The sequence below is a fragment of the Candidatus Woesearchaeota archaeon genome, from assembly GCA_018303405.1.
Taxonomy (GTDB): Archaea; Nanobdellota; Nanobdellia; order Woesearchaeales; family JABMPP01; genus JAGVYD01.
Window position 1 is genome coordinate 1 of record JAGVYD010000002.1, and the last position, 21,905, is coordinate 21,905.

The window sequence follows — 21,905 nt, forward strand, 5'->3', positions numbered from 1 at the left end:
GAAGCTATGTAAGGTCAAGGCACATAAGAACGCAGGCAGCTGAGCTGTTTTGTAGGCTGATAGCCTACAACATCGGCTGTCGCCGATGGGATTTTCTACAGAGCCCCTGGCAAGACAAAATTTATATACTGAAAAGGCAAATTCTTGAATATGAAAAAAGGGGAATTGGATTTGCATAGGGTTCAGGCCAGGCATAAGGGCCAGGTTAGCATGGAATACCTCCTTGTAGTTGGCTTTGCCATGCTTATGACAATCCCTGTCCTCATTGTATTCTTCCAGCAGACAAATGAGCTTGGCAATACCTTTGCAGTGTCACAGGCAAGGACCATTGTGGATGGCCTTGCCCAGAGCGCGGATGAAGTCTATTACCAGGGCTATCCCGCCCAAAAAACTATCAAGGCCTATTTCCCTGAAAGCATTAATTCAATCACAATTGACGGACATGAAATCAACATTGAGATGAAAATGGGCAATGGCCTTTCAGACCTCTTTGCTGTCACAGCCGCCAATGTCACGGGAAATGTATCGACAGTGAGCGGCCCAAAATGGATTTTAATAAAAGCGAGTACTGAGACAGTCAACATCACGCAGGTGGGATAGATTGCCTATGCCCATCGGAAAATTATCTTCCATTCCAATGGTGGCTTTACATCAAGTGCCAGCGCGCAAGCTTGGCTGAACTGCAAATGAAAAGGAAAGCGCAATCAACAGTTGAATTCCTGATAATCTTCATGCTTGCCAGTTTTTTTTCCATTTTCATATTGTCATACACCGGCGGGCGGATCCAGGACATATTTTCTGACAATGAGTATGCAGCATCGCGGGACCTGGCTTTGGCGCTTCAGCGGGAAATAACGCTGGCCGCATCTGTGGACCCCGGCTATTCCCGAAAACTCATGGTTCCGCCTGATGCCAATGGCATATCATACACGACCCAGATCAAGGGCACTGTGCTGATTTTGTCCACTGAGAACTATGACCAGGTGCTGAACATCCCAATGGCAACGGGAAACTTTGTTCCGGGGGAGCTCAACATGGTCAACAATTCAAACGGCACAATCTATGTCGGCTGACGAAGGGAAAATGGTGCGAAGACTGAAAGCAGCGGGGCAACCACAATGCAATTAGAAAAGGGCAAAAGGAAAGGCAAATGGACAAAATAAAAGCAAATGGACAAAATGAGACTTTAGCGGGAAGACCCCGCGCCTCCAGGAATGGCCAGGTCTGGTTCCCGGATTTCATGATAGCGTCATTTATTTTTGTTGTCATAGCGGTATTATTCACTGTCTTCCTTGCCAATCAGGAAAGCCACGGCACGAACATTGATGTTTCTGCCATTGATGATGCAAATGCAATCAGCAACATGCTTATCACGCAGGGGAATCCAACCAACTGGACAGCCGGCTCAGTCAATTTTGTGGGCTTAACAAATCCGGGCAAACGCCTCAATTCTACAAAATTTGCCAGCCTCGCCGCGCTGGATTATAACCGTGCCAGGACTATCATGGGCACGAAGCATGATTTCATCGTCTATTTCCAGGATGTTCAGGGGAACCAAATTACAGTCGGAGGGCTTGACGTGGCTGGCAAGGCCGGCGTGACGCCCGGGAACATAGAATCCCAAGATGCAGGCGACATTGCCAGGGTCGGCAGGTTTGTCCTGCTGTCGCAGGGAACTCAATCAGACATTGTTGAAATGGTGATTTATGTATGGAACTGAGGAATGGATTTGGGAGACGGAACAGGAAGGGATTTTATTTCAGCACTGACGCCATGTTTGCCGCAACCCTGCTCATTGTCACAGCCGTCCTCTTCAGCATTTACTTTTTTAAATCATCGCCTACAGCGCAAAGCGGTTATTATTCGCAGGATATCATTGACCTGCTCTCTGAAATGAAGGTCAGCGAGCTTAATGCGACATATCTTCAGCAGCTGATGGCAGCCAGCAACCAGACAAACCTATCCAATAGCATCATTGAGCAGATAGGCATTTACCAGGTCACAGGCGAAACCGAAAATGCGAGAAATCTGACTATGACGCTTCTGCAAAACATGATCCCTGCGCGTTATGGATTTTCTCTTGCGATTGACGATGTTGTCCTGTACCAGCGGGATTTGGACTCCAGCAAATCCGCATTTGATGTCCAATCAGGGAAAAGGTTTGTCTCGGGTATTTCCGCGGCCAAGCCTGTCAAGGGATTTACGTCAAGGGCTTTCCTCTCAGGCGCCAGCAATCGCTATGTTTTTTCCTACATCTATTTTGGCGGCTATGTCGGCGACGGGAATTTTGTGCATTACCTCACGCTTCCAACGGTTTATACCAACATCAATGAGGCTTATTTTGAGGGAGTGATCCCTGAGGATTTTGACCTTTATGTAAATGACGCATATTCAGGCACATTCCTGAAAACAAGCATTGATGATTTAATACCTGAGACGCAGTATGTTGATTCGGGGTACCTTTCCAATTTTGTGCCTGGCACCAACACCCTCAGGTTTAACTTCACGTCGGGGAATGGCTATTTTGGCGGCGGGTTTTTCAGGGTCAGCACAAACACAACTGACATCAGCGATGTTTCCCTGGAGACAAGCGAAATCAACAAGAAGATTGAGCTGCCCGGCATTTATGGCGTTATCAACTTATATTCATCATTCATTGTGCCAGGCAATTTAAGCTCGATGGAACTATTCCTCAATTACTCCTCAGATCTCCCGGTTTTTGTGAATCTGGGTGGCAGGACAGTCTATGATTCCAACACCACAGGCCAGGTTGAAGTCACAATCCCCAACAATGACCTTGCGGCCCTGCTATACTATCCAAATTTAAGCCTGACCACAGTGCCTCTGAGGATTGGGCATTACCAGACAGTCAGCAGCAATCAGACTGGAAATGTCACAGACGTGGTGATAACTACCAGCGTAGCCAAAACCATGGAAAATATGGACATACTGGGCACTAATTTAACCAGGCTCGGCGCGGCCAAGGAGCTGGACTACACTTTCATTGACATTGTCCTTAACAGTTCAGGCAACAGGATTGGGCTGGTTTCCTATTTTGCGGCAAATGCACAAAAGGACAGCTGGCTGGATATAGATGAAACGGATTTGAATAACACAATCAAGGCCTATGATGAGAAAAATTCACCGAACAGGGCTTTGTGCAAAGGGATCAGGGAATCCAAGGAGATATTGCTTGGGCAAAGTGATTCCTCCAGAAAGCGAATAATCATGCTCATGACTGACGGCGACACAGATGACCCGTGCTCTCCGGCTGCGCCTGGCACTCCTGAGCAGCAGGCTATTTGGGAAGCATGCAATGCAACTGCCTTGTATAAAATAAAGTTCTACGCCATTGGGTTTGGCGTGGGCGCGGACAACGATACAATGGAACAAATCGCTAACTGCTCAGGCACGAAATACTACCAAAGCAACAATTTTTCGGAACTCGACCAGATTTATCGGGACCTTGCGACAGACATTGCAAACCAAAGCCTGACATTTGTCCAGCAAAAGTCCGTGACAGTCGGCGTTGCATCCCAATTGTACGAATCCAGCTATCTTGCGGTACAATACAACCAAACAGTGTATGACACATTCCAAAGGGTCCCTTTGACAATTGAAGACCCGGTTTTCAACAATACCATCAGCCAAGGAACCCTTGGCATTCCATCTGAGACGTCAATAGTCGATGCTAAAGTTGTGTCATATTCTGCAGATAAATGGACAAGCATGGTTGACTTGAACAATACATTCTACTCCTGGAAGCCATTGTTCGACCTTACAGACTTTGGCTCAGATTTCCTCCAACTGGGGGACCCATATGCAGTTTATGTGGATCCGGCTTTCATTGCCGACACAAATACGGTCAGGGTGAGGACCGCTGTTAATGCAACAGCCCTGGCAGGCGGTTCGGAATACAACAGAATCATCTACACAATACTTGCCAGGACTTTTTCAAGCTCAACCGGGATCGGCTCGCAGGCATCAGGCTGTAACTGGAATATCCTTTTTGAAGACGGCTCCAACATGACCCTGACAATCCCTTCAAGCGCTGTCACAAACAACACCTGCAGTTTTTATGACGATGTTTACAACACAGACGATGCAACTCAAAGCGCCATCTACAACCTTTTGCTGGAGTTGGACCTTGATGATGACGGATACATTGACATCAATGTTGGCTATCAGGGTTTCCTATTGTCCACGGCCACTGTTACAAGCGTCCCATACCTGTGGGGGCCTGCCACTGTGGAGGTGAGATTGTGGCAGTAAAAATCATCAGCCCAGCTGCATCCAGGGCAAAAGCCCAATCACTGTCATCTATGCAGTCTTCTAAAAACAGGAATAAGAAGGGATTTGTTTTCACCATGATGGCCATCTTTTTTGTTATTGTTGCAATGACAGCCTCCATCCTTTTCAGCAAATACACAGAGCGGAGCCAGGCCATTTCAATTGAATCGCGAGTTTTTACAATTAACAATTTCATCCATGATTTAGAAAGGGATATGTCGCGTGCATTATACATCGCCAGCTTCCGTGCCTTGCTTGGCATGACAAGCTACATGTCTGAAAATGGAACCTACATCACCAACCTGAGCGCAAACTTTGCAGAGCTTGTGCTGAATGGGACAATTTACAACCAAACAACCGAGCCTACCAATGATTCATATGTCACTCTATGGCTTGCCAAGGTCCAGCAGGAAGCCCAGGATATCGGAGTTACAATCGACGCATATAATTACAGCCTTTCTCTTGTGCAGCGTGAAACATGGAATCTGGAAATTGAGATGAATTTAACCCTTGTTGTGCAGGATGCGGCTGGCCTGGCGACCTGGACCAAGGACGACACAATCCGGACAACAATCCCAATCACTGGCCTGGAAGACCCTCTCTATACTGTTGGAAGCGACGGGCTGATCAGCAATATTATCATCCAAACCCCGTTTGAATTTTTTGTTAACCAGACTACCAGCAATGTATCGAATCTGCAGCAGCATGCAATTAACAGCTACTACATCGAGGACACTGATGCTCCGAGCTATGTCATGAGGCTGCAGGGCTTATTTTCATCATCTTCATTTGGCATAGAAAGCACAGTTTATTCCCTGAGCCTCGTGCCGCTGGGCCAATACAAGAACAAGTCAGTGGTAGACCATATCTACTGGAGCACCAGCAATCCGGCACACAATGCAATACAGGGCATGCCTTCCTGGTACAGGCTGGATAATTTAACGGGCCACTTTGACTCCTACGAAGTAAGTGACCTTGTCATAAACTGAGGCTGATGAAAAATTAATGTGAGGGATATCAATTAAACTATAATAAGCTATAATAAACTAATAAGCTATAATAAACTATAATATACCCCATACCTCCCCATATTAACTTGGGGCGTTACTGCATGCTGGAATTTGGAGCAGCCTGGCTTTCGCAATAACAAAGCTATATAAATACCCCTTCAAGCATGGATTATTATAGATGATAACAATACCAATAGCAAAAAAGGAAATACAAGTTGATTATATATGGCAAAAGCATATTATGGAATAGAATTAAACGAGCCAGGTCAGGACGATAAAGCTGCTGATTCTGTTGTCAATTTCAACCTTCCTCCGGACCTTGCGCAGGCAGTCCAGGAGCTTGGATTCACAGAATGGACAGATATCCAGCGAAAAAGCATCCCATTGGTCCAGCAAGGCCAGGATGTAATCGGGCAATCCAAGACCGGCTCTGGAAAGACTGCAGCATTTGGGCTCCCTCTGCTGGAAAAAATCAAGCATGGCAGGGGCCTGCAGGCATTGATACTTGTGCCAACACGGGAGCTTGCAGAGCAGGTCACAACTGAGATGAAGAAATTCTCCAAATTTCGGCCCATGAACATAATTTCAGTGTACGGCGGTGTTTCAATAAACCCACAGATAGACTACCTTCCCTCTGCTGACATTGTAGTGGGCACGCCTGGCAGGATTCTCGACCACACAGACCGCAGGACCATTGACTATTCCAAGATAAGCATGCTTGTACTTGATGAGGCAGACAAGATGTTTGAAATGGGTTTTGTGGAGGATGTTGATGTAATAATCTCCCATATCCCTAAGAATAGGCAAACCTTGCTGTTTTCAGCTACCATGTCTTCGGATGTCCTGAGGATAGTTGACAAATACATGAAAAAGCCAGTGAGTGTTAAGGTCCAGTCCTATGTGGAGCAGGGTAAATTGGTCCAGCATTATTATGACGTTGATCAGCGCGACAAGTTTTCGCTTCTGGTCCATCTCCTTAAAAGCGAGACGCAGGACCTCACAATGATTTTCTGCGCCACAAGGCGCATGGTGGATGTGCTGCACAGGAATCTGGAGAGGCAGGGAATAAGCTCCGAGGCATTGCATGGCGGCCTGACACAGGCGCAAAGAAAGGTATCCATTGACAAATTCCATAAGAAAGAGGCCAACATTCTGGTTGCAAGCGATGTTGCAGCGCGAGGCCTTGACATCAAGAATGTATCGCACATCTATAATTATGACCTGCCCAAGACTTCAAAGGAATATATCCACAGGATAGGCAGGACTGCAAGGGCAGGCTCGCAAGGCAAGGTCATCAGCCTCCTATCTCATATGGACCATGATAATTTCAGCAGGGTTCTTGAGGACAGGAGCCTGATCGTGCAAAAATTGCCGTGCCCCAGTTTTGCCAGGGTCGCATTCTCCATGCCGCAAAGGGGGCCAAGGCCATCTGGCGGCAGGAGGTTTGGGGGAAGACCAGGCCACAGGATGCATTCCGGGCAGGGCCACCGCAGCCAGTCACACAGCAGTGGAGGGCATCACAGAACCGGGCAATCAGGCTATTCGCACTCTTATTCCGGCCAATCCAGGCAAGGCTCACACAACAGGCACTCAGGCGGCCGCACAGGAGGCTCCAGCCATTCCGCAGCCCATTCTCAGCATCGAAGCCACAGCCAGGGAAATAATCGCGGAAACCCTGGTCATCAGGGAAGGCCGCAGCATCACCAATAAACATCAGATAAAAATAACATCAGATAAAAATGCCAATTAAGAAAAAAAATACAGGAAAAGACAGTAAGCCAGGGCAGAAAAAAGGAAATAAAACAACATTTCTTTCAAAGAGCCAAAATGCAGTCAAGTATTTTATTGGCCTTGCAGTTTGCCTGCTTATCAGGCTAATTCCCAACCGAATCCCAAATGTTGAGCCTGTGATGACCACAATCATGCCATTTGGAAAAAAATTCAAGGCAATCTCAAGTTTTATTTTTGGCGCCCTCTCCATTGTCATCTACGATATAATCACAAGGAAAGTCGGGGCCTGGACATGGGTAACGGCATTTATGTACGGCCTTGTGGGCCTGTTTGCCGCAGCCTATCTTTCAAAGAAGGCAAACAAGGCCAGATATTATGTTGGCTATTCAATTATAGCTACCCTTGTCTATGACGCCGTCACCGGAATTGGCACAGGCGTCCTGCTTTTCGGGCAGGGCCTGGTGGAAACAATTTTGCTGCAGGTTCCATTCACATTGTGGCATCTCGGGAGCAACATAGTGCTTGCAGCCTTATTCAGCCCTCTAATCTACAAATGGGTCTTGGAGAATCCCAGCCTGGAAACCTCCAATGTCTACCAGAAGTTCAGGTCACTCGTAGCTTCTTAGGGCAGCTTCTTAGGCAGTTGGTCCGATTAATTGCATCCTCCCAGAATAACCTTTAAAAACATGTCAGCATATCACTCTTGCATGGCAGTTGCTAAATCTGGGATATACAATAGCATGGGCAATACCATGGGCGCGGCCATTTCGGGCATTTCATTATTTTGCATTGCCGCATTGGTTTCCCTGTCAGGCGCGTTTGGCCAATCTTCACCATCTTTATACTATGCAGATGTGGAGTTCACGATAAGCTCTGATGGCATTGTGGCAATCTCCGGCCTCGCAAACCATCCAGCGCTGGCAGCCCAGGCAACATCCATTTACACCTCAAAAAAAGCCCAGTACTGGACATTCAATATGACTTTGGAAGAATCTTTTTCTGATTTTGCCTATGCAGTCCACTTGCCCGAAAAGGCTGTGATTAATTACATCAAGACTTCGACTCAGTTCAGGCTCGGCACTGACGGTGAAAAGCAATTTGTAAAAGCATCAGGGCAGGATGCTCCAATGTCAATAGTCATTCAATACACGCAGGATTCGCCGGAAACCAGCACAGCTCACAACATTGTTGCGTATGCTTTGCCTTTGGCCATTGCAGTTATTGTTTCATTATTTGCCTATTTTATCAAGTCGCGAGCGCACAAGAATCCAGCTGCAAAGGAATCCGGGAAGCCGGAAGATGAGCCTGGTGAATCCGCTGATGGAAAAATTGGCGCATCAGGTGAAAAGCCTGCAAGGCAATGGTACAACAAGGACATGCTCCCGGAGAGGCAGAGGCAGATAGTGGAGATAATTGAAAGAAATAAAGGCCCGGTACCGCAGAAAAGGCTTGAAACCGAGATAGGCATCCCAAAATCATCATTGTCCAGGAATATTGATTCCCTGACGCGGAAAGGCATTATTAGAAAGGAAGGCAAAGGAATGAGCAACGTTATCTGCCTCAATGACGAGAAGCCCAGCCTATTGGACACTATTGGATAAGTGAGCTTAAGTTTGTTCTAACATGGAAACTCCGATTTTAACGGTGTTAATGGCATTTTTACCTTGTTCCGCCCTGTTCCTCCTTGTTCCGGCATATTCCGGCGAAAATTATTATGCTGTTCCACCTTTCTACTGCCTACGCTAATAGTAAATTTATTAAAATGCAAAATAATTTTTGCATAAACGGAGGTAAGCAAAATGAAACTGAAGGATATATTGCTGCTCAGTGCGGTTGTTGCGGTGATGTTAATGCTGCCGCTGGCATTCGCTCAGGACGGCACAAATGAAACAGATGACAATGACTCGGATGCAAATGACACTTCTGATGTCAATGTCTCGGTCAATGTGACAATTGACACAAATGTCTCGGTCAATGTGACTGATACAAATACCACTGGCAATGCGACCATGGGGAACCAAACCAACCAGACTGGCATCAACCAGACCATTAATAACCAGACCGGTACCAACCAGACTGGCAACAATCAAACGCAGAATGAGACTGACGACGATTATGATGACGACACCCAGAATGAGACTTCCATAATGGGCAACTTGCACGGCGCAAGGGTCAGATTGCTCCAGCTTGAAAAATCGCTGACAAGGAACATCCTTGCAGGCTATGTGATTGTGGACGGAATCGAGGCGAGGAACCTGAGCGTCAATACCACTGAGCTTAGGGCAATCCTGGCTGAGATGGAAATCCTCAGGGATGCTGTGCATGACACAGTCCCGCAGAACAATACTGCTGAGACTGCCCACCAGTTCGTGGAATTCAAGCACCAGGCAATTGATTTGTCCAAGGAATTCAGGGAAGCAGCCAGGGCAATTATAAATGGCCCGTTGAGGGAAGAATTCAAGGGCAGGATAAGGCTAAAGCTTGATGATGACAGCTATTCCAGCATTTCAGAGCAGCTTAAGCTTGAGATTCGGGAGTACAATGCAAACCGGGTCAAGGAACTGCGGGAATTGCTGAACGAGAACCTGGATGAGCTTGAAGACAGGATAAGGTCAGGAGAGCTTGATTCGGAAGAGATTAGGGAAATCGTCAAGAACAGGTTCAAGTCGCTGGAAAAGGACCTGAAAAAAGATGCCTTCTTTAACCTGAGGGAGGATTCTGCAAAATCAGCTGTCTTGAGCCTGGCCGCGCTTGAAAAGGCAAGGAAGGATGACAAGATCCTCAGCCGGGAGCTGATACAATCCAGGAAAGACAATGCCAAGGATGCCCAGGCCAGGAAGCTCTTGGAGCTAAGGGAGAAGAAGCTTGAAAAGGAACAGGAAAGGCTGAACAAGGCGCAGGAAAAGCTGGCCGAGAAGCTGCAAAAACAAAATGGCAAGAACGGCAACAGTGGAAGCGATGATGACAACGACGACGAAGATGATGACGACAATGGCAATGGCCGTTCAGGAAGGAGATGAGGTGAATCCAAATGAAACTGACTAGCAACTTGCTGGCACTGCTGGTGGTCGCAGCTGTATTTGCTGGATGCACAACCCAGACCGGTGAGGAAAGCCCAACCCTTCCTGGAGATGACACCGCAGGAACCCAGGAGCCGGCTGTGACTCCAACAGAGGAGACCCAGGCCTTGTCTGACATTGATTCCACAATTGTGGATGAGAACAGCGAGGTAGAAATAGGCGAGATGATTTAGCATCTCGGTTTTTATTTTTTTACTTTTTATCTTATGCCTTTATCTTATGCTTTTTTATCTTATTCTCATTCCTGTCTAAGCATGTAATCCTTAACAGCCTGCATATGCTTGCATTCCTTTTTGTGGTAGTAGAATGACGGGCATTCGCACCATTTTGTGTTCATGTCCACCATGTAATATTTCCCTTTCTCCTTCTTGGAGGCGACATTGAATTTGCCGTCGCCGAGTGCTACAATCTCTGATGAATGGATAGAATCGCCATCCACTTCAGGCTTTTCTTCCGGCACACTAAACACATTATGCACACCGGATATTTCTTCCTTTGTGAGCCTTGCCCCGACCTTCTCAACCACTTTTGCGCCCAGGAATGAGCCAAGGTTAGCAGCTTTTTCAAGGCCAAGCCCATTGGCAATGCCGTACAAAATGCCTGCAGCATACATGTCCCCTGCGCCTGTCGTGTCCACTGCATTTGCAAGCCTGCCCTCGACCATGCTCATCTTCCCATCCTGCACAATTATCGAGCCTTCAGGCCCAAGCTTGACTGCGCAAATCTTGGAGTGGGATGACATCTCCATGGCCGCATTTTCCCTTTTCTTTCCTGTAAAGGCTTCTGCCTCTGCCTCATTGGCCAAAAGCACATCAACATATTTGTCAGCAACATAGACTAGATCGTGGAGGTTGCCCTTAATCACATTCACATCCGCAAGGTCCAGCGCAATCAATGTGCCATGCTTTTTTGCCAGCTCCATTGCATGCAGGCACGTTTTCCTTAAAAGCTCGTCCACCAATTCATAGGCGGTAATGTACAAAATCCTGCTGTCCCTGATGTCATTTTCAAGAATGCTTTCATGGCCAATTTTCGAGGCACAGCCTATATGCACCGCAAAAGTCCTTTGGGTGTCAGGTGTTATGAGGGTTATTGCCTTGCCTGTCATGCCTTCCTTCCTTCCAATCCTGGATTCAACGCCTGTCTCAATCAGCTTTTTCTCGTAGATGTCGCCATGCCTGTCTTTTCCAACTGTGCCGACAAAAATGACTTTGCTGCCGAGCAGGGCCAGGCATGAAAGCGTGTTGGCGCTGGCGCCCCCGGGCTCAAGGCTTTGTTCATGGCCAAGCAATTTTTCCTCGATTTCCTTGACCCTTGCCTCATTGACCAGGCTCATTGTTCCTTTCTCAATCCTGAAAGTCAGGAACTTTTCCTCAGGAAGGCTGACAAGAATGTCCATGAGCGCATTGCCTATCCCCATGACATCATACTTCTTCTGGTCTCTGCCTTCGCTGTCTTTTGCTTCAGCCATGGCAATGCGAAGGCATTTTGCTTTTAAAAAGATAAGCTTTTTAACCCCTCCGCCACAACATGGCATCATGAAAAAGATGGGATTTCTCAGGGACATAGCGGATGAAATTGTGCCTGACATGGGCATATACAAGCATGTGGACGCAATGCTTGACAGGATTAATTCACGCATAAGGAAATTGAAGGTCAGGGCAAAGGCAGTTGCAGGCGGCTCAATAGCCAAGAACAATTTTATCAGGCATGACCATGACATTGACCTCTTTGTAAAGTTCGACAAAAAATACAAGAGCGAGGAGCTCAGCGACTATCTTGCCAAAATACTCTCCGGGATGAGGGCAGAGAGGATACACGGCTCGCGCGATTATTTTCGCATAAGGAATGGCCACAATTTTGAGATTGTTCCCGTGATGGACATCAGGAAAGGCCCAGAATCCCAAAATGTTACAGACATGTCGCCATTGCATGTCAATTGGGTGAATGCAATTACCAGGAAAAACCCAAAGCTGCTCAGCGAGATAAGGCTTACAAAGCAATTCTGCAAGGCACAGGGCGTTTACGGCGCTGAGAGCTACATCCGGGGATTTTCCGGGCATGTTATTGATATCATCACACTACACTATGGGGGATTTCTGCCCCTGGCCCGCAATGCCAGCAAATGGAAGCCCGGGCAGGTGGTGGACTACCACAATGTCTACAAGGGCAAGGCGCGCCAGGTTCTCAATGAGTCAAAGCTCGGCCCATTGATTGTGATTGACCCAATCATGCCTGAAAGGAATGCATCTGCGGCGCTCAGCGAGGAGAAATTCCAGGGTTTTATTTCGGCATGCGACAGGTTCCTGGGGAATCCTTCAAAGCAATTTTTTCAGATTGCCAAAGTCACGCCAGAAACACTCAGGATGAAGCATAAGGGCAAAAAAGTCTTCTGTTTCAGCATCTCTCTTGTCGACGGAAAAGAGGACGTGGTCGGGGCCAGGCTCGCGAGAGGAGTAGAGTTCATGTCGCGGCAGGCTGAAAAATACGGGTTTAAGCTTGCAGCTTCCGGCTTTGCCTATGACCGGAAAACAAGCGGCATGGCATATTTTGTAATGAACAATGATGCTCTTCCATCCAAGATGGTTCTGCAGGGCCCGCCATTGGCAAGCAGGGAGCACGTTGCCAGGTTTAAGAAGGTACACAGGAAAACATATGTGAAGGGCAAATCAATATATGCAATCGAGAACAGGAAGATGACTAAATTTTCAGATTATGCCCTCTTCATCGCAAGGGATAAATTCTTCAAAGATAAAATAAAGAAATTCCAGCTGGCCAAATGAAAAGGATAATTTTTGACGTCGGGACTCCGGTAATCAAGTGGGATTATGCGATAACTTATGGCATACTTGAGCAGATGGGTGTAAAGCCAAAGAATGCCAGGAAATTCTACCTGAACGACGATTACCTTGAATTTTCCAGGGGAAACATAACCGGCCAGCAATTTTATGAGGCCCTGGTCACAAAGCACCTTAAGCGCAAATTGACTTTTCAGCAAGTCAGGGATTCCCATGATGCCGAGCTTTACGAGGTGGATTTTGAAACCCTTGACATCCTCAAGAAAATCCCGAGAGACAGGCTCGCATTCTTGACAGACACCAATGAATGGCAGACCGCCAAGGAGCGGATGATGGTCGACCTTACGGATTATTCAGATGAAATCTTCCGCTCGCATGAGATTCGGATGCTGAAGATAGATGAAGGGTGCTTTCCATTCATTGCAGGCGCGCTCGGCGCACTGCCCCATGAATTATTGCTGGTCGATGACAACCCGGAGAAGCTTGCCATGGCTGCAAACCATGGTTTTCGCACCCTGGAATTCAAGAATGCAGGCCAGGCTAAGCAGGAATTGACGAGGCTAAACCTGATCTGATTGAAAATCAAAGAAAAAAAGAAGAAAATATTCCCCTTTAGTCTTTATGGTTTATAAACCAATACCTAATCTTATTTATAAATATTATTGTTCTAAAAACTATACATCCTTCTGCGTCAAAATTTTTCCCGTCGATAAAAATTTTAGTTATATGGACTTATATGTATTAATCTATCCTCACTCTTTTATTTTTTGTCACAATTGTGTCGTTACGTGCTAAATTATAAAGTATATCCCTTCTATAAAAAGCCAATCAAAGCGGCCTTGTCCGAAAAGTTAGTTTGGGCATCAATTTTGCGAAGCCCATTCCCGGAGGGATTATGCATTTTTCGGGGTCGCAGAGGAGAAAAATGCAATGCATGGGAAGCTGCAATGCTGAGCGGATGCCCAAACCGAGCTGAAAGGCGAGTTTTCGGACAAGGCCAATCAAAGCAAAAAATTTAAATGCAGAGTGAGTTGCTGATTTCTGATAACAATGGCCGGACTATATGATCCATCTTTGCTTCCTGTTTTGGGATTTGGCGTCATTCTGGTAGCGTTGGCTTTCTGGCTGGACAGGCGCATACTGCATTATTTCTCGCGAAAAGGCACAGGCTCGGTGAACAAATTCATGAAATTTGTCAGCAACAGCTATTTCATTGCTTTCATGGTGCTTTTGGCTGTCCTTGCAATGCTGCAGGCGGGCGCTGATTTTGCCCACACAGTCTACCATCTTGCCGTCGGCGCGGGAATCATGGCATTTAATGTCCTGATAAAATTCATTGTCAGGAGAGACAGGCCAGTCCATATGATTTATTTCCCTGTGATAAGATTGCCGGATTATTCTTTCCCTTCAGCGCACTCAACTGCTGTTTTTGCAGTTATGGGCATGATTGCAGGCTCCGGTGCGGCATTGAAGGTTTTCTGGCTCGGGTTTTCCCTGCTTGTCGCCTTCAGCAGGATTTACCTTAAGGAGCACTGGGCAAGCGATGTTGTTTCAGGCGCTGTGATAAGCTATCTCCTGATGACAATATTAAGCTATTGAATTAGGGCAAATTAGTTAAATTGGGGCTGCTTTATTCGCCAATACAATATGGTACACTCACTTGAGATTAAGCGAAAGGTTGTGCACCTGTTCACCGGAATATTCATAGCGTTGGGCTATTATTTCGGCTTTGTCAGCTGGCAGCTGTTGCTGGCTGTTATTGTGGCGGGCTTTATTGTGAGCCATTACGCCAAGACAAAATTCATCCCTGTTGTTGACTGGTTTCTCGAGCACTTTGACAGGAAAGAGGACAGGAGGAATTTTCCAGGCAAAGGCGCTTTGACATTGGTTATGGGGTGCTTTCTTGCCATTGTCCTGTTTGACAAAAATACTGCCTTGGCAGCGATGATGATTCTTGCTCTCGGCGACAGCATTGGGGCGCTGCTCGGCCCATTCGGGAGAATACAGAATCCTCTCAACAAGCTCAAGTTTGTGGAAGGCATGGTGGCTGGCGCAATAGCCGGGTTTGTTGGCGCGGCAATCTTTGTCACATGGGGCCAGGCATTCTGGGCCAGCGTCATAGCCATGACTGTGGAAGGCCTTGACCTTAAATTCCAGGAGATGGAAATGGACGACAATATCCTTGTGCCTGTTGTTGCCGGGATTGTAATCAAGGCAATGCAGGCAGTTTAGGCTTAATCATGCCCAGCGCATCCTTATTTGAAATTGCTTAAGAAAAATATGGCAAATATCAACACACTTGAGAGGTGCATTAAGGATGGTGTCAGATAATGTATTGCGGGCAAGGCAGATTATTGCAAAGTATTCCGAAGTATTTGAGAGCCTGATGGAATTTGAACGGACCAAGAAGCTGCCCAAGCTTTATAGGCGGAAGAGGCTGAACATTACAATAGATGAAAATGTGTTGCGCGATTTCAAAAAATACTGTGGCAAAAATGGCATTAACATGTCCCGTTGGCTGGAAAGAAAAATGGTGGATGCCGTGAAGACTGCATAATTTACACACAAAATTTATATATACTCTCTGCTATTTTTGCCTTATAAAAGAGGTCCAATCAAAATGAGACTGTTGGTACTGATTATTGTCATGAGTTTAATTGCCATACCTGGTTCCCTCGCAGTGCTGAGCTGCAATATTGTCCTGGACAATCCTGCAGGGACCGGCTGTGCCGCGCCATCCATTGTCGTTTTCAGGATGATGGGCATGACAAATTCTCATGCAGGGGATTATACAGCCTCTGCAGCCACGCATCCATATGCAGTCTGCTGCAGCGCCTCTGCAGCCTTGACGCACGCCGGCGCAAATGTGGTAGAACTGGCAGCTACAAGCAACTCAAATGTGTGGCAACCCGGGTCTTCTCAGCCAGTCCTGATTCAGCTCGGGCCCGCCCCGACAGTGCAATGCCAGGTAACTGCAGCTGCCTGCAGTGCAGGATACACAACCTTGGCATCAATGATTTCACCTGCAAATTCCCATGTTGGCCAGCCAGCTGATTATACCACAAAAATCTGCTGCACAGAAGGCGGGGCGGCATGTCCGCCAGACGGCACTGTCTGCTCTGTTGATGGTGATTGCTGCGCGACGAGTTATTGCTCGAGAATTAATCCTGATGAAGGGAGTGTGAGTCCGCATTGTTGCCGAAAGGGATGGTATTGGAGCGATATAACTGGTACATGTCGTGAATCAGAACTTTGTTATGAGCCATCGGACCTGTATCCTTGCGACTTTGCACCGCCCAACAACCCTCCGAACTGCCCGCCATGGAGCCCATGCCCAGCATACAATGCCAATTGGTGGCAGGATACAAATTGCATTTCCAATGCTTTGGGCGCGTGCTGCTATGTGCCAAAATACGGGCTTGACCCATTCTGGGAGACAACCGACGCCTCAGGCAACTCCAACATCAAAGTCTACAACCGAGTAGGCGGGAAAACTTAGAGAATGAATCCCTGATTTTATAATCTTAATTTTATCGTGTCCTGCAATCTCCCTATTATTTTCCTAATATCCTCCTTTCTTCTGTTCAAATAATCCGGCTTCAAGAATAACCCATCATACGCAATTTTATTGCGGATTATCCTTAACTCATCCATCAGCATAAGTTCTGCCTGGCTGAAAATCGCATATTCATCACGTAAATATTGTATTTGTATTTTATGTGCGCCCTCACCATATGCTTTCCAGCCATCGAGAAGCAGCAGGACGCTTGCGAGTTCCCGGATTATCTCATAATATTCTTTAGTGACATTTGATGGATATTTTTGACTATCAATATGCTCAATCATGTCAAGGGTTACCTTAATTATTTTGAGGATAGACTTGGCCCTTTCCCTGTTCGGAGTGACTTTTATTAAACCTTGGCTCATCTTAAAAGATTTTTAGGTAACCTTTCAAGACTATGCCATTAGCAATATTATTCTTAAGCTCTTTGCTCAATTTTCCGAAATTCCCACTAAAAAACACATGAATTTTCCGACCCAATTTATTTTCGTAATTTTTCAAATTCAGGTTCGTTTCTTCGGACATCACAAATAAATCAATGTCACTTTGCTTTGTATCCTCCCCGAGTGAGGTAGACCCGAATAAGACTACAGCATTAGGCATACATTCCTCTGATATATAATCCATCAGGCCCGATTCATGGATGGACAGCAAGGTATGTATTTTCTTTCGCAGTGTAAAATCATTATTTTCTATATTTGCTGCATAAAGGGGATACTTTGTAGCCCGCTCTTCCTTTACAACGACCAATCCTTCGGTTATTAATTCTTTAAGGTATATCTTAATAGAGGTTGGCGCAACTCCAACGATTCGGCTTAATTCCCTCAACCTATATCCTGTTCCATCAGCTATTGGGTCATGGAAAAATACGTTTAATAGTTTTTCTTTGTTAGTTGGTCTTAACATATGTAATAAGTATATAACAACTGTTATAAAAATATTACGGCTTTTGTCCTGAACTGCTCTTTCTCCTTATTTATTAATCAGTGATGGTCGAATCTGCATTAACCGGAAATCTTCCGGATTTTTTGGGCAAAGGCTTATTAAAAACTGAAACCATTATATAGTAGTTACTTTAGTGACGGGGGTGTAAGACATGTTTTGGAAAAAGAAAGAGAGCAAAGGAGAATATTATCCAAGCGAATACAATAACTTAACCTTAATCAATGATATCATTTATGGAATCATTCGTGAGAGACTCAGATCCATGCAGGCAGAGACAAAAAAGATGACCGATCTGGTATATTCCAGAAAACACATTACATATGATGATGTTTCGCATAAAATAAGAGAAATTCAAAATAGGACAGAAGAAAAATTAGACGACATTAGACAACGGACACATGCAGCAGCACATAGGATAATGTATGGCAAATAAAATGACTACGCAAGGTCCAAGCCTTATTCAGAAATTAATAAAAATATCCGATCCGTTTGTATTTTTTGCTAAATGCTTTCAATAGTCCTCCTGAGTCGTTTTAATCTATTGGGTTGGATTGCGCCAATCAATACTTCGCATTCAAGCATAAAATCTTCAGCTTCCAACATGAACTGCTCGGAAGTTTTAACAATGCTAAGCAGGCCTATTTTATCCATAACGGAATATTGTTTACGAATCCGCTCTTTTTTGGCAATTTCCAGTTTCCCTTTCAAATCTGGTCTATTGAAAACGAAGCCAATCATCATACTTGTGGCTGAATGGTTAAGACTCTTTATTCCGGCACGATAAAGCATTGCCAATGCAGCATTGTACATGGCATAGTATGCTTCCCCAACTGAATTCTCATAAAGACGAGCCTTATATAGAATTTTTGCTGATCTGAGGCAATTTTTTGATTTGATGACATAGGATTTGCATATCTCAACTGAAGGGCTAATCAGTATTACCTTCTCCTCCGATTTCATTTTCCTTAAATAATCCAAGCTTTTCATAATATTCTTCCATGCCCTGTACTATGACATGATTCCTGATTATTTCCTTTGCCAATAAGGATGATTTGTTGAACATGCCAGTTTGTATGCTTAACCTGCTGTTTATGTTCTCAATTTGCTTTTTCAGCTTTATGTCATTAGTTTCGATGAAAACATCTATATCGCTGTTGTTTCTTGCGGAGAATTTCGCATAGCTTCCGAAGAGCAATATTATGCAGCCCTTTGTTTTTTCAATGATATCAGAGATAATTGGACCTAAATAAGGATAATGCCGGATCAACTTAATCAATTTATAATTTTCAGCCATAAAAACGTATACTCGTGCTACCTTGTTTTTTTTCAAAAAATGCATTTTATTCCTGCCAATCTCCTCCCACGATGCGATATTGTCTTTATCCAATAAGCTTAAGCTCCGCTGTATGCTCGAAAGCGAAACTCCCAATTCCTTTGACAAGGCACGGCCGTGCATATCCTGGTTAAGCAAAGCGAGTATAATCTCATATTGGATATTGATTCTTTTTTGGTTCATATGATTCAATAATGAATCAGTATTAATAAATATTCCCTTTTTTTAAAGTATTCAAGAATCCCTCATGGATTAAACCCTTTAGGCAAGTCCGGGAAAACACGGCCAGGCCCGCGGAAAGTGATGAATTGCTGGCGGCGGAGGTCTTGCGGATATATCCCTGCAGCATGTGTATCATACAAAGAAGGATAAAATATGGCACTTTCAACGCCGCCAAGAATCATTGACAGAGCTTCCTCGCCCATAACATTGAGAATTGCATCTTTGCTTAATCCTTTGTTTATTGTTATATCGCCGCCTCTCACAGTCAGGCTGTCAGGCATAAAAAAAGTTCCATTGCTATTTGAGTTTGCAGGGCGAACAATAATATAATCTCTTCTTACCTCCAAGTCAAGCGGTGCTGTGCCCTGCGGCACAGCATGCATATTTGAATAAGCAAATTTAGCTACGCTGTCTGGATGCGCAAAATTCGAATCTGCAATCGCAATGATTCGTCTGTTCTCACCAAAATAGCCATCAGTATCATTTTTTGTTGTTGTCATCATTTTTAGCGTATCATTGAAAAATTGCGCAGTTGCATTCAGTTGATCGACATTAATATAACCCTGGCTGGCAAGAGCTGGAATGTTGCCCAAAATCCAGATTGTATCTTTGACTGATGAATCAGTAAGTGCAACATATTTCTTGCTAGGTATCGTATTTCTCCTATATCCTCCTTCGACTATATCTGGCGTCACCAGCCCTTCAAAATACGCCGTGTCCAGCCCTTGATCACTTGTATCTGCATTCGCAAGGTAGTGCAGCAATGTTGAATCCAATGTTCCTGGCGCCAAAATCAATCCTGAGCGCAAATGCCTTGGCCCGTTTGCAGCAATGTGCTCTTCATCAAATGAAGCTTTGAATGTCCTGCCAGCAGTTGCTTTCCCGGAATCCATGCTTGTTTTCACATACACACTGTCAACAGGAGTTCCTTTGAAATAATCCTCGAAATTCAATGTAACCAACCTGTAATTTGTCGGCGCAACAACCAAATTTCCAGTTGTGTCATCCAGCCCTGCAATGTAGATTGGCGTTCCCCATCCGCCGCCAGCTGCCAATCTCGCTCTGAGCGTGTCTCCATCGCTTGGATTCATCTGAAGGTGGAAAGCATTGTCAGCCTGCGGATTTGTTTTCCCTTTTCCGCTGCCAGAAGCGTTTACAACAGGATACTTGCTGTATGCCTGGCCTGTCCGTGCAATCACAGTATCCCCATTTGCATTTATTGCCATGACATAAGCATCAGCGGGATTGCCATGATTGTCCAAAACAGTTCCCTTAATATCACGCATAGGCCGGATTATAACTTTCTGGTCTGCATCAGCATAAGCCCCATTCGGCGCAGTGGCCCTGATAACATACCACACTGTTCCATTTGAATCAGCAGCCAAGTCCCGCAGTTCAGTGTACCTGTTATTGACAATATCCAGTATTGCCTTTGAAGAATCAGGATTTACAAATGAAAATGCCAGAGCCGAATCAGGCACAGGATTTCCGTCATCATCCACATAGCTCACATGATCCCACAAATCGCCATGCACGCCTGAAATAACATCCTCTTTCAGCACAATGTCATCCAATGGCGTGTCCCATCTTGGAGGCTTCAGAGCCAACGTGACATATTCCTTGATGGCAGTGTCTTTTGAAACATCAATCAGAAAAGTCTTGTCAAGTATCGGCGGCCGTGTCGCGTTCTGCCCGAGTATTAAGATTTGATAAGGCGTTAATGCATTTCCTTCTGCATTTTTCTTTGCCATTTCAGCGCTTGGCCCACCGATATAGCCAAACTCAGACTTTCCGCTTCCGCCGCCAAAGCTGACCATTTTTTTTGTCTGCTGTTCATCCCCGGATGTCAGCCTGTACAAATACACTCCCTGGCCAACAGGATTTCCTGCATCATTCTCGCCTGCCCACATTGCCCTGTATCTTCCTGGCTCCAAGTCTTGCGAGACAAGGGTCTTGATTTTCTGGCCAAGTGTATTGTAAACATCCAATGTAACCGGCCCGTGCTCGTTGACCATGAATTCGATGTTGGTTGTGGGGTTGAATGGGTTTGGATAATTCTGTTCCAGCTTGAAGTTGCCTGGCAAATTTGGATTATAGCCTTTAACGTCTGTTGTCGGCGCAAAAAGTTTCACAACAGTGCTGTCTCCTGATTGTGTTGAGTCAACTATAGCTCCATCCAGCTGCAATTTGGCGACATAATTCAGCACATCAACGGTGTCCCCTGTAAATGTGTTGATTCCTTTCAAGTCTAAAGTAATTGTTGCGCCGTCGGCATTTGCCTTTCCAACGACTTGCTCCTGTGTCTGATGGTTTTGAGAATAAAAAATATTATCAGCAGTCTGTTCTGCAGCAGGCAATTTCATCGGAATCATTCCAAGCGAATACAATGCCAAGGCCGTTGCCAGTTTCGGATGCTTCTGGTATAACCCTGCAAATTTCTCCATTCCCCTGTACTGCCTTGCCTGCTGGTTTTTCTCGGCAGCCGCAAGATTGCTTTGCCTCTTAACATAATTCAGCAGCTCGTTTTCAGCCATCTTGTGGAATGGCTTTGGTTTTCCGTCGCTGCCTACCTCACCTTCATCCACAAATTTCTGGTGCAGGAATTTTGCTTCCTCTGTTTCAAGCCATCCTGCATCCATCCAGAGTTTTAGGTTGTCATACTTGACTTTAGTATCAACTCCAGAAAATTCTGGGTCATTGTACAGAATGCCTGGCCTGAATCGCCAGGGTTGATCTTTTATGAATGCCAGCTTTTTGTCAAGGTCTTCATTCCTGCCAAGCGCAGATGAAAAATTTTCATAGCCCTGCCTGGCCTTGTCTTTTATTCTCCTCCAAGCATTTGCTACATTAGCCTTCACATTAGCATACTCCCTATTCATGCAACAGTCTTTCATTTTGGAGTATTTAAATCTTTCTATTTCTTTGTTACAATTT

Annotated in this window: 23 protein-coding genes; 17 read left to right on the forward strand and 6 right to left on the reverse strand. The window is 45.5% G+C overall.

Annotation, left to right across the window (positions count from 1 at the left end):
* Positions 1-150 precede the first annotated feature (150 nt).
* The 10 genes from J4227_00080 to J4227_00125 all read left to right on the forward strand — a co-directional run bounded on the left by J4227_00080 (position 151) and on the right by J4227_00125 (position 10,284).
* A complete protein-coding gene (locus J4227_00080; GenBank protein MBS3108912.1) occupies positions 151-600 on the forward strand; it encodes a hypothetical protein in 450 nt (149 codons plus the stop codon).
* Between the two features lie 86 nt (positions 601-686).
* On the forward strand, positions 687-1,073 hold the full coding sequence (locus J4227_00085; protein ID MBS3108913.1) for a hypothetical protein: 387 nt from the start codon (positions 687-689) through the stop codon (positions 1,071-1,073).
* Positions 1,074-1,150: 77 nt separating this feature from the next.
* On the forward strand, positions 1,151-1,720 hold the full coding sequence (locus J4227_00090; protein MBS3108914.1) for a hypothetical protein: 570 nt from the start codon (positions 1,151-1,153) through the stop codon (positions 1,718-1,720).
* Positions 1,711-4,272, forward strand: coding sequence for a VWA domain-containing protein (locus J4227_00095; GenBank protein ID MBS3108915.1), 2,562 nt, complete (start codon positions 1,711-1,713; stop codon positions 4,270-4,272). The genes J4227_00090 and J4227_00095 overlap by 10 nt, the downstream gene beginning before the upstream one ends.
* Positions 4,263-5,279, forward strand: a complete 1,017-nt coding sequence (locus J4227_00100) for a hypothetical protein (GenBank protein MBS3108916.1) — start codon at positions 4,263-4,265, stop codon at positions 5,277-5,279. The genes J4227_00095 and J4227_00100 overlap by 10 nt, the downstream gene beginning before the upstream one ends.
* 246 nt (positions 5,280-5,525) lie before the next feature.
* Positions 5,526-7,010 carry a DEAD/DEAH box helicase gene (locus J4227_00105; protein ID MBS3108917.1) on the forward strand — a complete coding sequence of 495 codons (1,485 nt, stop codon included), beginning with the start codon at positions 5,526-5,528 and terminating at the stop codon, positions 7,008-7,010.
* A 29-nt stretch (positions 7,011-7,039) separates the two neighbouring features.
* Positions 7,040-7,657, forward strand: coding sequence for a hypothetical protein (locus J4227_00110; protein ID MBS3108918.1), 618 nt, complete (start codon positions 7,040-7,042; stop codon positions 7,655-7,657).
* Between the two features lie 81 nt (positions 7,658-7,738).
* Positions 7,739-8,632: a hypothetical protein gene (locus J4227_00115; GenBank protein MBS3108919.1), complete on the forward strand. Its 894-nt coding sequence runs from the start codon at positions 7,739-7,741 to the stop codon at positions 8,630-8,632.
* 198 nt (positions 8,633-8,830) lie between these two features.
* Positions 8,831-10,051 (forward strand): hypothetical protein, encoded by a 1,221-nt coding sequence (locus J4227_00120; GenBank protein MBS3108920.1) that lies wholly within the window; start codon positions 8,831-8,833, stop codon positions 10,049-10,051.
* Positions 10,052-10,062: 11 nt separating this feature from the next.
* Complete coding sequence (locus J4227_00125; GenBank protein ID MBS3108921.1) at positions 10,063-10,284, forward strand: hypothetical protein; 222 nt, start codon at positions 10,063-10,065, stop codon at positions 10,282-10,284.
* A gap of 65 nt (positions 10,285-10,349) precedes the next feature.
* Here the strand turns inward: J4227_00125 and J4227_00130 are convergent, their stop codons facing one another.
* On the reverse strand, positions 10,350-11,582 hold the full coding sequence (locus tag J4227_00130) for an adenosine kinase (protein MBS3108922.1): 1,233 nt from the start codon (positions 11,580-11,582) through the stop codon (positions 10,350-10,352).
* Between the two features lie 67 nt (positions 11,583-11,649).
* Here J4227_00130 and J4227_00135 point away from each other — a divergent pair, with 67 nt between their 5' ends.
* The 6 genes from J4227_00135 (at position 11,650) to J4227_00160 (ending at position 16,408) form a co-directional block, all read left to right on the forward strand.
* Positions 11,650-12,894, forward strand: a complete 1,245-nt coding sequence (locus tag J4227_00135) for a nucleotidyltransferase domain-containing protein (GenBank protein MBS3108923.1) — start codon at positions 11,650-11,652, stop codon at positions 12,892-12,894.
* Positions 12,891-13,484 carry a hypothetical protein gene (locus J4227_00140; protein MBS3108924.1) on the forward strand — a complete coding sequence of 198 codons (594 nt, stop codon included), beginning with the start codon at positions 12,891-12,893 and terminating at the stop codon, positions 13,482-13,484. Before J4227_00135 ends, J4227_00140 begins: the two co-directional genes overlap by 4 nt.
* Before the next feature lie 475 nt (positions 13,485-13,959).
* On the forward strand, positions 13,960-14,508 hold the full coding sequence (locus J4227_00145; protein MBS3108925.1) for a phosphatase PAP2 family protein: 549 nt from the start codon (positions 13,960-13,962) through the stop codon (positions 14,506-14,508).
* A gap of 48 nt (positions 14,509-14,556) precedes the next feature.
* Entirely contained in the window at positions 14,557-15,141 is a 585-nt protein-coding gene (locus J4227_00150; protein ID MBS3108926.1) for a hypothetical protein, read from the forward strand.
* Between the two features lie 85 nt (positions 15,142-15,226).
* Positions 15,227-15,466: a hypothetical protein gene (locus J4227_00155; GenBank protein MBS3108927.1), complete on the forward strand. Its 240-nt coding sequence runs from the start codon at positions 15,227-15,229 to the stop codon at positions 15,464-15,466.
* Positions 15,467-15,529: 63 nt separating this feature from the next.
* Entirely contained in the window at positions 15,530-16,408 is an 879-nt protein-coding gene (locus J4227_00160) for a hypothetical protein (GenBank protein ID MBS3108928.1), read from the forward strand.
* 17 nt (positions 16,409-16,425) lie between these two features.
* Here J4227_00160 and J4227_00165 read toward each other — a convergent pair whose 3' ends face one another.
* On the reverse strand, positions 16,426-16,836 hold the full coding sequence (locus tag J4227_00165) for a hypothetical protein (GenBank protein MBS3108929.1): 411 nt from the start codon (positions 16,834-16,836) through the stop codon (positions 16,426-16,428).
* A 1-nt stretch (position 16,837) separates the two neighbouring features.
* The gene (locus J4227_00170; GenBank protein MBS3108930.1) at positions 16,838-17,377 is read right to left on the reverse strand and encodes a nucleotidyltransferase domain-containing protein; all 540 of its coding nucleotides are present in this window, start codon (positions 17,375-17,377) and stop codon (positions 16,838-16,840) included.
* A 190-nt stretch (positions 17,378-17,567) separates the two neighbouring features.
* Here J4227_00170 and J4227_00175 point away from each other — a divergent pair, with 190 nt between their 5' ends.
* On the forward strand, positions 17,568-17,849 hold the full coding sequence (locus J4227_00175) for a hypothetical protein (protein ID MBS3108931.1): 282 nt from the start codon (positions 17,568-17,570) through the stop codon (positions 17,847-17,849).
* 68 nt (positions 17,850-17,917) lie between these two features.
* On the opposite strand, the gene J4227_00180 is transcribed toward J4227_00175, so the two are convergent.
* The 3 genes from J4227_00180 to J4227_00190 form a co-directional block, all read right to left on the reverse strand.
* Positions 17,918-18,376 carry a HEPN domain-containing protein gene (locus J4227_00180; GenBank protein ID MBS3108932.1) on the reverse strand — a complete coding sequence of 153 codons (459 nt, stop codon included), beginning with the start codon at positions 18,374-18,376 and terminating at the stop codon, positions 17,918-17,920.
* Entirely contained in the window at positions 18,345-18,932 is a 588-nt protein-coding gene (locus J4227_00185) for a nucleotidyltransferase domain-containing protein (GenBank protein MBS3108933.1), read from the reverse strand. Before J4227_00185 ends, J4227_00180 begins: the two co-directional genes overlap by 32 nt.
* A 62-nt stretch (positions 18,933-18,994) precedes the next feature.
* Positions 18,995-21,850 (reverse strand): T9SS type A sorting domain-containing protein, encoded by a 2,856-nt coding sequence (locus J4227_00190; GenBank protein MBS3108934.1) that lies wholly within the window; start codon positions 21,848-21,850, stop codon positions 18,995-18,997.
* Positions 21,851-21,905 lie beyond the last annotated feature (55 nt).